The following is a 14,612-nucleotide window of genomic DNA, read 5'->3' on the forward strand; positions in this document are numbered from 1 at the left end:
ACGATCTCACAGAGGCGATCGAGGTACCATCGCCCGATGAACTCCGCCATCCAAGCCGGTCAAGCCGCGATGGCGCTCCACGCCGCGGGTGACGCCGCAAAGGCCGAGGCCAAACTCCGCGACGCAATCCGCCGGCACCCCGCCGACCCCACGCTCTGCCGACTTCTCGCGGCGATCCTCACCGAGTCCGGGCGCACCGACCAGGCCCTGTTCTTCGCCGAGAGAGCCGCCTCGCTCGATCCGGACCAGCCTGTCGTGCTCCACACCCTCGGCGTCCTCCAGGCGATCACCGGCAAGGCCGACCCGGCGATCGCCACCCTTCGGCGGGCCCTCGACCTCAAACCCAGCCTCGAAGTGGCTCGCATCGAACTGGCGAAGATCCTCTTCGCGCGCCACCGGATCCCCGAAGCGGAGGTGGTCTACCGGGCGGGCATGGCGCTCAACCCGGGCGGCATCGAGTGCAGGCTGGGGCACGCCAGGTGCTTGGTTGCCCTCGGCCGGAACGCCGAAGCACAGGCGGAAATCCAGGCGACCATCGCCGAGGCTCCGGCTAGCCCCACGCTCCGGAGCGAGCTCGCATCCAGCATGAACTACGCGGACAACGTCTCGCCGCCTGAGATTGCCGCGGCCCACTTCGCGGTTGGAGAGTTGCTGGAAAAGGGCGGTCCGGCACCCGTGACCCCCGCCGACCCGGATCCCGACCGCCCGCTCCGCATCGCCTTTTTGAGCGGCGACCTGCGCGCCCACTCCGTGGCCTTCTTCCTTGAGCCGATCCTGGAACGGCTGGACCGGAATGCCTTCCACGTCGCCTGCTACTCCAACACGCCGGATCCCGATGCGGTAACCGCCCGCCTCCGTACCCGCGCGGACCTGTGGCGCGAGGTCGTCCGGCTCCCGGGGTCGGAGGTGGCTGCCCTGCTGCGGGCCGACGCCTGCGACATCGCCATCGATCTCAGCGGCCTGACACCCTGGCACTGCCTCGAAGCGCTCCTTAGCAGGCCCGCTCCCGTTCAGGCGACCTACCTCGGGTACCCCAACACCACCGGCCTGCGCTGCATCGACTACCGGATCGTCGACGCCCTGACCGATCCGCCCGTGACCAATGGTGCTCCGCCGTACACCACCGAGTCGTTCGTTCGGCTGCCCGGGTGCTTCCTCTGCTACCGGCCCCCGGCCGACGCTCCCGCCCCCGTGCCGGCACCTGACCCGCGAGGCCCAGTGACCTTCGGGTCGTTCAACGCCCTGGCAAAGATCAACCCTACCACGGTGCAGATGTGGTGCCGTGTACTCAAGGCGGTCCCGGGCTCGCGACTGATCATCAAGACCTATCACCTCGGCGATACCGGCGTGCGTGCCGAAGTCGCCGGCCGGTTCGCCGCGGCGGGGATCGAGCCATCCCGCGTCGATGTGCTGCCCCCCAGCCGCTCCACCGCGGAGCACCTTGCGACGTACCAGCGCCTTGATATCGCCCTTGATACCTTCCCATACGCCGGCACCACCACCACCTGCGAGGCCCTCTGGATGGGCGTTCCCGTTGTGTCGCGGGTCGGCGCCACCCACGCGTCGAGAGTCGGCCTCTCGCTTCTCACCGCCGTCGGCCTTGCAGACCTGGCGGCCCCCGACGAACAGGCACTCGTCGATACCGCGGCGGCCCTCGCCGCCGACCGAACCCGCCTTGCCGGTCTCCGTGCTTCGCTGCGGTCTCGCGTGGCCGCCTCGCCGCTCTGCGATGAGCCGGGCTTTGCGGCCCGGTTCGGGGAAGCGATACGGTCGATGTGGCGCGAGGCGTGCGGGAAGCATGCCCAAGGGGGATAAAAAAGCCGCCCGGCGCGGGGCGCCGGACGGCTTGGATCAAAGGTGCCCTCGTTCGAGGGCGAGTGATACGCGATCAGGCCCGACGACGACGCGCCGCAACCAGACCGCCGAGGCCGACGAGGGCCAGGGCGCCAGGAGCCGGAACCGTCGTAACGTTGAGGACGACCTGGTTGACATTGGCGAAGTCGCCATTGCCGCCGTCGTAAACCTCGAGGCTCCAGTTGCCGACGGCATTCTCGCCGTTGAATCCGGCGAAGTTGGCGAGCGTGCCCAGGGGCAGCAGGACACCGGTGCCCGTCGGGGTCTGGAACGCGTTACCGGTGCCGCCAAAGGCCAGCCAGCTGCCAACCGGATTGGCGATGTTCGTCACACCCGCGGTCGCCGGCAGGGCGTACGTGCGCGCCGAGCCATCTGCGAACGTCATCAGCGTCTGGTTGGACGGGTTGCCGTAGTTGTCCACCGACCAGCCGAAGTTGCCGTTGCCGGTGGAGCCGGGACGGTTGAGCAGGTTCAAGACCGTGCCGGACGGGCTGCGCAGGTTCGCGACGATGTCGCCCTGCCATGTGGTGGAGATGATCAGGCTGAGGGAAACACCGGAGACGGTGTCGCCGTTCACGCCGTCGCTCGGAACTGCAAGGCTGGTGAACAGGCCGGTGGCGCTGTTATCGGGGACCGCGTTGCCCGCGGAGGAAGCCGCAAAGCCCGTGTTAACCGTCACCGTCGCCATGGCCGAGCTGGCCGCAGCCAGACCAGCGATCGCACAAAGACCCATTACACTCTTCTTCATCTCTAAGTCCTCCCAAGCTCCACCGCGCTGATCGGTCAACCCTGTTGGAACCGGCACACGCCGATCCCTCCACGAGCCGTGGCAACCGCAGTGGAGCGCAGTCAACCGCCACAGCCTCTCAAACGGATGAGGATGAGCCCACTAGGACGCCTTGGGGGGTCTCAACTCTCTCCTCTCTCGATTTCCAATCTACCTCCCCCCCTCCGGTGATGCAACTGCTTTTTGGCCGATTTCTGGCCAATCGACGCTTGACTGGGAACCACGAGCGGGGCTACGCGCCAAGCCCCACGGCCCCGCGGCGATTTCGTCTCATAAAATCAATCTTAGACGGCATTTACGGCGATTCTGTCAGCCAGTCCGGTCTTGGTATGGGGCCCCGCAGTCTCCCCCGGAACACGGCTGATAACGGATCGACGAGGTGTTGGCCACCCTTCGCCAATCTGCCCGCACCCACCGTTCAGCAGCCGACAACCACGCGCGGGCTGAGTTGCTGCGACAGACCGCGTCCATCGTCGCGAACGCCAGAAGGCGTCGCGCGAGAGCGGTTCGATGAGTCAGGGCGCCGAGTCCCCAGCTAGCACCCATTCGTCAGTGCCGTAAGCCACGCATTGACGAATGCCGCGATGTCGGACGGACCTGCCGTGCTGTCGCCGTCCATGTCCGTCTCGTGTGTAGAGCCGGCGAGGTCGGCGAGCCAGTCATGGATGAACGCCGCAATGTCCGCGGGCTCAGCAACGCCGTTGCCGTCCCAGTCACCGCGGCAGGAACCATTGAGACGGAAGTCGCCGGGACTGGAATCGGTGCCGGTGTTGCCCTGGGCATCGCGGACGACGACACGGAGGCGGGCGTGGCGGATAAAGCGGTCCGGCACGGTCCAGTTGAACGTGGAGCCTCCGGCGCCGACCGTGGCGGGCAGGTTCTGGGCGATGATAATTGGGAACGTCGCGCCGCCGTCGAACGAGAGTTGAATGTCCGCGGAGGTGACGAGCACGTCGTCATCGCTGACCCATCGGATAGGGACGCTCTGCCCCGGTGTAAGCGTGTCCCCGCCGCGCATGGTGCGGAGGTACGCCGTCGGGGCCAGCCCGCCGCCGGGCCCGGCCGGGCCCAGGTGTGGCGGGATGTGCATGACGATGCAGTGCATGACGCCGGCGGAAGGGACGATGGCGTCGCAGTTGAGTTGGATGATCTGCTTGCCGGGGAGGGCCGCCTGGAACGCCGCGAGCGCCGCCGCGTTGGCCCCCGCAGGAACGGCGCTGTACAGCGGCAGGAGCACGATGGAGTTGCACATCACCACGTTGGTGTACGTGTAGTGCACGCCGCCGATGGAGTAGGCCGGCACGCGGGTGACGGTGTAGCCCAGCCCCGCGAGCTGGACCGCCGCGTTGTCGCAGATGACATCCTGCGTCGAGCCGGGGTTGTTCGGCCAGTCTGAAATGACCACCGCGTTGTCGCCGATGATCTGCATCCACATGTCAATGTGCTGCGTGGAATCGATCGACGTGGGGAACGGCGTCATCAGAGCGGTGTTCAGGTTCTGGAACGATTGCCAGTAGCCCACGATCTGCGAATCGCTGAGCGACGGGTTCTCGTTGTTGATCAGCCGCGTCGCATACCCGCGGCCGAGGCCGTCGAGGTGGAAGTTCCCCCCGCCGTGGACCAGCGGGATGGCGTACGTGGCGTGGCCCTTGTACGAGGGGCCGAAGTACGACGGGAAGGCGTTGTCGTTGGGCCGGGGACGGTTGTACGTGTGGTCGATGATCGCGCGGCACTGGTGGCCGGGCGTGCCCTGGTAGATGTAGCGGGGCCCGTAGTCGCGGAGCCAGACCGTGTCCGTGGTGCGCACCACGTAGCGGACCTTGGACAGGTTGACGCTGGGGTTCGTGGCGGAGGCAAGGGTGTTGGCAACCGCAGTCTGCTCCGACGCGGTGTCGCACGCGATGTAGACGACGCTGTTGCCCACCGCCGTGATCTGCTGAACCATCTGCGTCTGCAGCGTGGTGAAGGCCTCCCACGCGATGATGATCCCCTCCTGCGGGGCATACTCCGGCACGCAAAACACGGGACCGTCGGGCGCCCCCGCGCCGGGGCCGCGGAGGCCGCCGGGAGCAGGAACCGTGATCGGGTAATCGATCAGGAACGCGCGCTCCACCTCAGTGAGAGACCGGGGGATCCGGGCGCCCTCCGGGAAGATGAGGCGGTCGCCGTCGCGGATCGGCTGGGTTACGGGTCCTTGGCGTGCCGAAGTGGGTGGAGCCGCGGCCCACGCGTGTTGGGCGAGAAGGGCGGCGAAGAGGGTTGCGAGCGGGGCGGTGGCTGGGCGCACATCAGGGCTCCGGCGGCGAGTACCGAGTCTACCTCACGGATCAGGGAGGAACCATCGAGCTGTTCGCCGGTTGCATGGGTATGGCGCCATCGTGGGGCATCGGTTGGGCGTGGTGGGCGGCGGGGTGGCTGCTGGTGGCGGCCGGCATCGCTCTGCTTGCGTGGGCAATGTGGTGGGATCGATCCCGCGGACGCCCGCGATGTCCCAACTGCTGGTACGACCTTGCCGGAGCGCCGCAGACCGGGACTGTGGCATGCCCGGAGTGTGGGAAGCAATGGCCGCACGGGCGGCGCCTCCTGAAGACCCGCCGGCGATGGGGCTGGGCAAGCGCAGCGTGCGTAATGCTGGTCCTCGGGTACGGCACGATGGTGGCGCCCGCGGTGCAGTCCCGCGGCTGGTGGGCCGCAGCGCCGCGGCCCGTCCTTGCCGTCATGCTGCCGTGGATCCCGTCCCCCGTGGCCGGCGCCGCGCCATCCCGTGGCTCCCAGGAACTGGAAACGCGGCGGGCCTTCTTATCCGGCCCGTGGGAACTGCGCGGCCTGTGGCCGGGTGAGGCATGGTTGACGCGGTGGTGCGCCCGGAGAGCGCTCTCCGGCCAGGCTTCGGAACCGGCGCAGATGCTCGCGTCCGAGTTGCTGGTGCTGCTCAGCGAGGACGCCGTGGCCGCCGCGCCCCAGGCGGGCCGCGCGCGGGTGGTGCTGGCCAGATCGTCGCTTGGATACGCACGGTGCAACGCGTACCGCGACATCGGGCTGGTGAAGGGAACGATCGGGGTACGGGACGAGAAGCCGTTCATCACGGCGTTCCGCCGTCCGGCGGAGTTCCGCTTCGAGGCCCTCTTGGGGCATCCGCACGAGAGGATGCTCTCGATGCGATACGTCGTGTGGGCGGCCCAAGGAGCAGTCCGTTCGTGGTGGACTCTGGGGCCGACGATCAACGAGCACATGGACATCTATTCCGCGCTCGCGGGACCGACGGGCGTGTCCGGAGGGGCGGCAAGCAACGTTCCATCCCAGTTGCTGCGGGGGCGGAGCTGGATCAGTGTGCTCCGCGCGCCGGGTATCACCGCCGTTGAGTCGTTCGATGGGCGCCAGTGTTACGTGATCCGCGGCCAGGATTCTCTTGACCTGCCGTGCGATGTCTGGATTGATGCCGAGACGTTCCTGATCCGGAAGATCCACCAGCACTGGGAACGCCCATCGATCACGGTCTACAGGCCCGAGTTCGCGGCCCCGGACGACGCATCGATGTTCGAGTTCGATCCCGCGTCGAAGGACCAGACACCGCTCGGCAACGGCGGGGCCGTCAGCAGCGAACTGCGGCAACTCGCCGGAGATCCATTGGACGGGGCGGTCCCGGTGCCCGAGAACAAAAGGATGCCGCTGCGGTTCCCCAAGCCGAAGAGCCGGAACTAACGCCGCTCGCTTACGCCACCGTCACCGATTTATCCAGATACACATCCTGGATCGCGTTAAGCAGCGCTACACCGTCCTTCATAGGACGCTGGAACGCCTTGCGGCCGGAGATCAGGCCCATGCCCCCCGCCCGCTTGTTGATCACGGCGGTTTTCACCGCGTCCGCGAGGTCGCTCGCCCCTTTGCTCTCGCCGCCGGAGTTGATCAGCGGGATGCGCCCGGCGTACCCGTTCATCAACTGGTAGCGGCAGAGGTCGATCGGGTGGCCCCCCTTCCCGGCCTCGTCGGACCCGCAGAGTTCGGTGTACACCCGCTTGTCCCACTTGCCGTACGACGAGCCGCCCGTGTTGAGCGCCGCGTACCCGCCGTTGTTGGTCGGCAGTTTCTGCTTGATGATGTCCGCCTGGATCGTGGCGCCCAGGTGGTCGGCCTGGCCCGAGAGATCGGCCGACGCGTGGTAATCGGTGGACTTCCCGTCCGCCCCCTTCACCTTGAAGTGCTCGTTGCGGGTGTAGCACCACAGCACCGTGACCATCCCCAGCGTGTGAGCCTCTTCGAACATCTCGGAGACATAGCGGATCTCCTCCCGGCTGTCCTCGGAGCCGAAGTAGATCGTTGCGCCCACCGCCACCGCCCCCATCTCGAAGCACTGCCGCACCGAGCCGAAGTACGACTGCCTGAAGATGTTGGGGTACGTCAGCATCTCGTTGTGGTTGAACTTCACGAGGAAGGGGATCTTGTGGGCGTACTTCCGCGCGACCGCACCCAACACGCCGACAGTCGAGGCCACGGCGTTGCAGCCACCCTCGATAGCGAGCTTGACGATGTTCTCCGGGTCGAAGTACGCCGCGTTGGGGGCAAACGAAGCCCCCGCCGAGTGCTCGACGCCCTGGTCGACCGGAAGGATCGAGACATACCCGGTCCCGGCAAGGCGGCCGTGGTTCATCAGCGTCTGGAAGTTCCTGAGGACGGGGACCGTTCGGTCGCTCTGCGCAAAGACGCGATCGATGAAGTCCGGGCCCGGCAGGTGCAGGGCGGACTTGGAGATGGTCTTGGGCTCGTGCCGCAGCAGGGTGTCGGCGTCGGCTCCGAGGGCTGAACGGATGTCGGTGGGCATAGGGTGTTCCCCGGTTTTCGTGCGATGAGTGCGACCAAGAGCGCGCATAATACGCTCGCAGGGGATCGGGCGGGCCGGAAGGGACTCGCGTGGCCAACCCATCGGCAACTCGCGCCGGCGACAGGGCCGGGGTGTCCTCTTGGGTGGCCTGGCGCGTGGCGGCCATCTACCTGGCCGCGAGCGTTGCATGGATCCTGCTCAGCGACCTGACGGTCATGTGGCTCCACCTGACCCGCGAGCAGTCGCTGAAGGTGGAGGCGATCAAGGGCGTGGGGTTCGTCGCCCTCTCGGCGATCCTGTTGTTCGCGCTGCTGCGGCTGATGCTCCGCCGTGTTGATGCGTCGCAGGCGGCCCTGGCCGACAGCGAGCAGAAGTTCCGGCAGGTGGCCGAGGCCGCAACGGGCGTCTTCTGGGTCTTGGACCTTGAGCCCGGTCGCAGGGTGGTGTATGTCAACCCGGCCTTCGAGCGGATCTGGGGGATCAAGGTCGAGGAGCTGTACCGGAATCCCTCCCTCTGGCACGGGTGCGTGCACCCCGAGGACCGTGATCGCGTCACCGGGTTGATCGAGCGGTCGGCCGGCGGCAAGACCGGGACCGAGTTCAACGTGGAGTACCGGATCATCCGCCCCGACGGCGCCGTGCGGTGGATCAGCGACCGGGGCGTGCGTGTGGCTCGACTCAACGGCATGGCGATGCGGGTGGTGGGTGTCGCCGAGGATGTGACCGAGCGACGGGAGAGCGAGCGAGCCCTGCACCGGAGCGAGGAACGCCTGCGCGACGCGATGGCCGCTGCGAAAATGATCTCCTGGGATTGGAACTTCGTCGAGAACCGCGGCGAGTTCTCCGATGACCCCGGCGCCTTCCACGGGTTGCCGCCGGGCGGAGATTACTCCGCTCGGGACCGCGCCCTGGAACTGGTTCACCCCGACGACCGCCAGCGCGTGCTCGACACGATGCTCGAGGCGGTCGCGGCCGGATCGGACTACAGCGCGGAGTTCCGCGGGCCCGACGGCCGGTGGTTCGCCTCCCGCGGCCGGGCGGTACGAGACGATTCCGGGCGCGTGGTGCGGATGATGGGCGTCACGCTCGACATCACCGCCCGCAAGCGCAGCGACATGGCCATGCGCCAACTGGTCCAGGGCACCACGGCCACCGGCCAGAGGTTCTTCAACGAGGCCGTGCGGGCCCTCGCGCAGGCCCTCGGCGTGCGGTGGGCGTACGCGGGAGAGGTCTCCAGCGACTGCACCCGTGTGCACCTGCTCGCGGCGTGGGAAGACGGGAAACTGCAGCGGCCGTTCTCCTACGACATCGAGGGCACGCCGTGTCAGCAGTTGCTCAGCGGCTCCCTGAAGTTCTACCGGCGCGGGGTGACCCGGGAGTTTCCGCAGGACCAGGTGCTCGTCAAGATGGGGGCCGAAGCCTATCTCGGCATCCCGCTGGTCTCGGCGGAGGGTGTCACGCTTGGCGTGCTCTCGGCGATGAACGACCGCCCCCTCGACGAGTCGACCCAGCCCGAGGCGGTGCTTCAGATCATGGCGAGCCGGGCCGCATCGGAGCTCGACCGCCTGCGCGCCGAGCGGGCCGTGACCCGGAGCGAGGAGCGATACCGCCTGGTCACCAAGGCGACCTCCGACGCCGTATGGGACTGGGACCCGGTCCGCGACACGCTCCTGTGGGGCGAGGGCGTGGAGACGCTCTTCGGCTTCAGCCGAGAACAACTCGGCACGCGCCTGGAGGGGTGGACCCAGCGGGTGCACGAGAGCGACCGGGCCCGGGTGGAAGCGTCGCTGCGGTCCGCGCTAGAGCGAGGCGAGAGCCGGTGGGTTGAGCAGTACCGCTTCCTGCGGGCCAGCGGGGCCTACGCGGTGGTGCTCGACCGCGGGCACATCATCCGCGATGCCGACGGCAAAGCCATCCGCATCATCGGCGCGATGGCCGACATCACCGAGCAGCACGAGGCCGAGCAGAAACTCAAGCGCAGCGAGGCGACGACGCGGGCGCTCCTCGAGGCTGTCCCGGACCTCATGTTCCGGATGGACCGGGATGGGCGATATCTTGATTGCCACGCGCCCGATCCGACCGACCTGGCCCTGCCGCGGGAGCGCTTCGTCGGCAAGCTGTGCACCGAGGTGCTCCCCAAGAAACGGGCCGAAGAGTGCATGGGCGCCATCCGCCGACTGCTGGAGACGGGCCGGCCGCAGACGTACGAGTACGAGGGGGAGCGCAAGAACGGCCGGTCGCGGTGGTGGGAAGTACGGGCCGTCGCCTGCGGCGCCGACGAGGTGATGCTGCTGGTCCGCGACATCTCTCCAGAAAAACACGCGGTGAAGGCCCTGAGCGAGTCCCAGCAGCGCCTCTCCGGGCTGGTGCGGTCGGCGCCGCTCGGCGTGATCGCCTGGGCCCCGGACTTCACGATCGCGGAATGGAACCCCGCGGCGGAGGCGATCTTCGGGTGGACCGCCGAGGAGGCGATCGGCAAGCACGCCAGTATGCTGATCCCCCAGCCCATCAAGCCGCAGATCGATCAGTTGTGGCGGCACCTGATGGCCGGCACCGGCGGCGAGCGCAGCCGCAACGAGAACCTGACCAAGAGCGGGGCACGGATCATGTGCGAGTGGTACAACTCGCGGATCGTCGATGCCGACGGGCACAGCACCGGCGTCGCATCGCTGGTGCAGGACGTCACCGCGCAGGAGGCCCATGAGCGGCAGCGATCGCTGATGATGGCCGAACTCGACCACCGCGTGAAGAACAACCTCGCCGCGGTCCTGGCATTGGCCGAGCAGAGCGTCCGTGGCAGCCAGACCATCGGCGAGTTCTCCGAGACGTTCCTCGGCCGCCTCCGCGCGATGGCGCGGATGCACACCGTGCTCGCGATGGGCAAGTGGGAGATCGCCCCGCTGACGCAACTGGTCCGGCAGTCGCTTGAAGCGTTCCTGATCACCGGGGCCCACGCCGGATCGAACCCGCAACGGATCTTCTTCGACGGCCCCGAGGTCGAGCTGCAGTCACGCGCCGCATCCCCGGTGGCGATGGCGCTGCACGAACTGGCGACCAACGCGGTCAAGTACGGTGCCCTGAGCGTCCCGGAGGGGCGCGTCGAGGTCACGTGGACGGTCGAGCCCCAGCCCGACGGCGTGAACCTGCTGATCCTGCGTTGGCAGGAGCGGGGTGGTCCGGCGGTGACCCCGCCCGCCCGCCGCGGGTTCGGCACCGAGCTTATTCAGGGGGGTATCGCGTACGAACTGCACGGGACGGTAACGCTTGACTTTCCGCCCGAGGGAGTATGCTGCATCATGAAACTCCCGCTCGAACGGAAGGCCCCATCACCAGAGCCGTAGCGTCCGCTCTCTTGACGGAGTCCACGCATGTGCTTCAGCGAAGCGCGAGAAGGCGGGCTCAAGGCGATTGCAGGCCTGCGGGTGTTGCTCGTCGAGGATTCCTACCTCGCCGCACGATCGCTCCTCGACATGGCCGCGCAGGCAGGGGTGGAGGTTATCGGCCCGGCCCCGACGATCGAGTCCGCCCTCAAGGCCGTGGAAGAGCAGAAGCCCGAAGCCGCGATCCTGGACATTAACCTGGCCGGCCGCAGCGTGGAGCCGGTGGCCCGCCGGCTCGACGAACTCGGCGTCCCGTTCTTCTTCGTCTCCGGCTACAACAGCCCGCGCTTCCTCGACCCCCACTACCAGAATCACCGGCGGCTCAACAAGCCCGTTGAGTTCCGGGCCCTCGCCAGGGCCATGCGGGAGGAGTTCGCCCAATAAGGGTGGGTCCGAGTAGGGCCGCGATCGCCGGATCCGGGCATGATTTTGCCACTGCAGGCTTGAAAACGTCCCGCCCCGTGGTCTAATCATGGGTGGAGAGGGCCCGCGCTGTCCGGCGCGGAAGAGGGGAACCAGAGAGATAAGTCAGACCGCCGACCCGGCTCAATCGCCGCGTCAGGTTGTTTGGTGCTTTCCGTTCCGGTGTTTTCCCGGAATGCGAAGAGCGGCTGTCGAGCCCCGCGGAAACCGCGGGCCCTCGGTGTTCTCTCTCTGCGGTTGAGGCAACCGCGACATCCAGTGTCTCGTGACGCGGCGGTGCAGCGAGCACCGCGCGGCGAGCGGAAATGGGCGGTCGAGTCCATCGCGCGATCAGTCTGCGCGATGGTCAGATTGGAGTTGTGCCATGCGTTCAGACACGTCGAACACCCGGACCAGTCGCAGTTCTCATCGGCTGTTGGTGGCCGCGGCCTTGGCGATTGCCGGGCACGCCCTCTCCGCCTCCACGGCCAACGCCCAGTTCTCCTACCCGAACTTCAGCAACCTCTCGGGGCTGAACATGCTCGGGTCCTCGCTCCGCAGCGGCAACTCGCTGATCGTGGCCCCGGCGCAGACGCGCGTCGCCGGCGCCGCGTGGTACACCGGCGCCAAGCAGAACGTCGCGGGCGGCTTCGACATGACCGTGTCGTTCCGCATCAACGACGTGCTGGGCACCGGCGCTGACGGCTTTGCCTTCGTCATCCAGAACTCGGGCGAGAACGTGCTCGGCGGCACGGGCGGCGCCATGGGCTACGGCAGCAACATCTACTTCGACGGGCCTACGCCCCGCGGGATTCAGAACTCACTGGCGGTCGAGTTCGACATGTGGAACAACCAGAACCCGGCGGGAGACTGGGCCGACCTCGACTCCAACCACGTGAGCATCCAATCCCGCGGGCTCCTGGCCAATAACCCGTCCCAGGACTACTCCCTCGGCGCCGCCCCGGTCCTGACCTCGATGTCCGACGGCGCCGTCCACACCGCGCGAGTCCTCTACGTGCCCGGCACCATGCGGGTCTACGTCGATAACCTCACCACCCCGCTGGTGACCTCCAACATCGACCTCGGCAGCCTGCTCTCGCTCGACGCCGGCACCGCGTGGGTCGGCCTCACCGCCGCCACCGGCGGTGCGACCGACGTGCAGTCGCACGAGATCCTCTCCTGGAACATGGCGGTCTCCGTCCCCGCACCAGGCATGGCGGGCGCCCTCGCGGGCGTCGGCCTCTTCGCCATGCGGCGACGCCGCCGGTAACGCTGGACCCCGCTGGGGGCAGTGTCCGGGCTTCGCAGCCGCGAGTCCGGATGATGTGATGCACCACTCGGCCGGGTTGCTCAGGAGCTGGGCCATCCGGTCGGCGGTGCGCGCGGCCGGCCTATCCTGTTTCGGCCGGAGGGGAGGAGCCCACAGTTCTGGATTCGCCCACCCGGCTTGGCCGATGCATCTCCAGGCGGCGATGCGCGCGGCCCGACCAGGAGGGCGGTGTGGCGCTGCACGAACGTGATCAAAGGGAACCCGTGTCGTGGCGATTCCTCGGCGCGCTCGGCCTGGCCGCCGCGGCCCTCTTCGCCGCCCTCGCCGTCTACATCCGCGGCGTCGAACGCTCCGTTGTCGAGTCCGAGACGCTCGATCGCGAGGTGCGCGCCGCCCCGCCCGGACGCGACCCCGCCCAACTCGCCGGGCTCGTCCGGACCATGCGCCTGGTCACCGTCGAGATCGATACCACCGTCACCTCCACCGCCGGCGACGAGTCCTGGCGCGGCGATGTCTCCGCCAAACTCTCCGCCCCCGTCCGCCTCTACTACGGCACCGACCTCGCCGGCCTCGGCCCCTCGGACGTCTCCGCAGGGCCCCTCGGCGGCGTAATCGTCCGCGTCCCCCGCCCACGCCGCCTCGCCACCGAGATCTACCCCGAGCGGGAGGACCCGGAGGTCCTGGTCGGTTGGCTCCGCTTCCGCAGCCGCGCCGGCGAGTACTACCTCTCCCAGGCCCGACGAGACCTCGCCGAACACGCCCGCCAGATGCCCCTGTCCCGCGACGACCTCGCCAAGGTCGAGCAGGCGACGCGCGACCAGATCACCGCCCTCCTCCGGGCCATGCTCGGCGACGACAAGCCCATCTCCGTCATCTTCACCGATGACCGCGGCGGCGTCGCCCGCTCCCGCGTCCACGCTCCACCCGGCCTCACCGATGCCGCCACCGGAGACGGCAAGTGAAGCCCGGGCGGCTGCTCTCCGCGGCGTGGTCCTCGCGCTGGGGCGCCGTCCGCCTGCTGATCGCGATCGCCGCGCTCTGGTTCCTGCTCGCCGATGCGGGCGCCCGTTTGGCACGCCTGCAACTGGCGGCGCTCCCGACCTTCGACTACGCGGCGGAAGTCCGCCATCTCTGCCAGATGGAGCGATACGCCGAAGCGATCATGGTCGCCGACGACGGCCTCGGCGTCCTTGAGGGTCCCGCTCGCGAGGAACTCGTGCGCGAGCGAGAGAACGCCGAATCCCAGCGAGCAAGCCTCCTGCGCCGGACCCGCGACTTCGGGCTGGGGGCGCTCTCAGGCCAGGGCGGATCGCTCGAGCGCGTGGCGGGCGCCGTCACGGCGGACCTGTTCGTAGTCGGCGATGTGCGGGACCTCGCCATCCAGGGGGCGCACTACGTCGCGGACGGCGAGGCCGACACGCTGATCGTTCTCCTGTCGGGCATCGGCCTGGCCACCACCCTGGCGCCCAGCATCGATGCCGTGCCCGCCCTGCTCAAGGTGGCCCGCAAGACCGGCGCGATGACCGCCGCGATGGGCGAACGGCTTATCGACCTGCTCCGCAAGCGCCGAACCGAAGAACTCGGCGTGGTGCTCGCCGATGTCGCGGTGATCTCCCGGCGGGCCTCCCCCGCCGGCACGCTCCGCGTGCTCCGCCACGTTGATGACCCCGCCGACCTCGCCCGGCTCGCCCGCTTCGTCGAGCGAGCCCCGGGCGGCGCCTTCGCGCTGCACGTCACCGGCAAGGAAGGGGCGTCTCTCATCAAGTCGGCGCCGGCTGACGCCATCAAGGCCACCGATGCGGTGGTCGTCGCCGCGGCGCGCAAGGGCGCGGCGGGCACCGAGTGGCTGCGGCGCAGGGGCTACCGGCGGCTGCTCAGGCCACACCCCGCCGTCGGCGTCGTCAAGAGCGTCTACAAGGGCAACGCCCAGGAACTGGTGTCGAGAGCGATCGCGGCGACCGACGGCCGGTCGTGGTGGCTGATCCCGCTGTTCGCTGCGTGGGCCCTCGTCGAGTCCGCACTGATCGCACATCGCTTCGCCCCCCGACGTCTCTCCTCGCCAGCACCGCCCGCCGGCCGGCTCGCGCCGGCGTAGCCCCC

Annotated in this window: 10 protein-coding genes; 7 read left to right on the forward strand and 3 right to left on the reverse strand. The window is 68.4% G+C overall.

The window, feature by feature from the left end; translation table 11 throughout:
• Positions 1–36 precede the first annotated feature (36 nt).
• Positions 37–1,815 carry a tetratricopeptide repeat protein gene (locus KF745_09795; GenBank protein MBX3358709.1) on the forward strand — a complete coding sequence of 593 codons (1,779 nt, stop codon included), beginning with the start codon at positions 37–39 and terminating at the stop codon, positions 1,813–1,815.
• Positions 1,816–1,888: 73 nt separating this feature from the next.
• Here KF745_09795 and KF745_09800 read toward each other — a convergent pair whose 3' ends face one another.
• Positions 1,889–2,542 (reverse strand): proprotein convertase P-domain-containing protein, encoded by a 654-nt coding sequence (locus tag KF745_09800; GenBank protein ID MBX3358710.1) that lies wholly within the window; start codon positions 2,540–2,542, stop codon positions 1,889–1,891.
• Positions 2,543–3,176: 634 nt separating this feature from the next.
• Positions 3,177–4,928 carry an agmatine deiminase family protein gene (locus tag KF745_09805; protein ID MBX3358711.1) on the reverse strand — a complete coding sequence of 584 codons (1,752 nt, stop codon included), beginning with the start codon at positions 4,926–4,928 and terminating at the stop codon, positions 3,177–3,179.
• Between the two features lie 341 nt (positions 4,929–5,269).
• Here KF745_09805 and KF745_09810 point away from each other — a divergent pair, with 341 nt between their 5' ends.
• Positions 5,270–6,343: a hypothetical protein gene (locus tag KF745_09810; GenBank protein ID MBX3358712.1), complete on the forward strand. Its 1,074-nt coding sequence runs from the start codon at positions 5,270–5,272 to the stop codon at positions 6,341–6,343.
• Positions 6,344–6,353: 10 nt separating this feature from the next.
• On the opposite strand, the gene KF745_09815 is transcribed toward KF745_09810, so the two are convergent.
• Positions 6,354–7,460, reverse strand: a complete 1,107-nt coding sequence (locus KF745_09815; protein ID MBX3358713.1) for a class I fructose-bisphosphate aldolase — start codon at positions 7,458–7,460, stop codon at positions 6,354–6,356.
• Between the two features lie 155 nt (positions 7,461–7,615).
• Here KF745_09815 and KF745_09820 point away from each other — a divergent pair, with 155 nt between their 5' ends.
• The 5 genes from KF745_09820 to KF745_09840 all read left to right on the forward strand — a co-directional run bounded on the left by KF745_09820 (position 7,616) and on the right by KF745_09840 (position 14,607).
• The gene (locus KF745_09820; GenBank protein ID MBX3358714.1) at positions 7,616–10,801 is read left to right on the forward strand and encodes a PAS domain S-box protein; all 3,186 of its coding nucleotides are present in this window, start codon (positions 7,616–7,618) and stop codon (positions 10,799–10,801) included.
• Between the two features lie 27 nt (positions 10,802–10,828).
• Entirely contained in the window at positions 10,829–11,224 is a 396-nt protein-coding gene (locus tag KF745_09825) for a hypothetical protein (protein ID MBX3358715.1), read from the forward strand.
• Positions 11,225–11,627: 403 nt separating this feature from the next.
• Positions 11,628–12,512: a hypothetical protein gene (locus KF745_09830; protein MBX3358716.1), complete on the forward strand. Its 885-nt coding sequence runs from the start codon at positions 11,628–11,630 to the stop codon at positions 12,510–12,512.
• 230 nt (positions 12,513–12,742) lie between these two features.
• Positions 12,743–13,474 carry a DUF4230 domain-containing protein gene (locus KF745_09835; GenBank protein ID MBX3358717.1) on the forward strand — a complete coding sequence of 244 codons (732 nt, stop codon included), beginning with the start codon at positions 12,743–12,745 and terminating at the stop codon, positions 13,472–13,474.
• Entirely contained in the window at positions 13,471–14,607 is a 1,137-nt protein-coding gene (locus KF745_09840) for a hypothetical protein (GenBank protein ID MBX3358718.1), read from the forward strand. The genes KF745_09835 and KF745_09840 overlap by 4 nt, the downstream gene beginning before the upstream one ends.
• Positions 14,608–14,612: the final 5 nt, after the last annotated feature.

It is taken from the genome of Phycisphaeraceae bacterium, from assembly GCA_019636655.1.
Taxonomy (GTDB): domain Bacteria; phylum Planctomycetota; class Phycisphaerae; order Phycisphaerales; family UBA1924; genus JAHBXB01.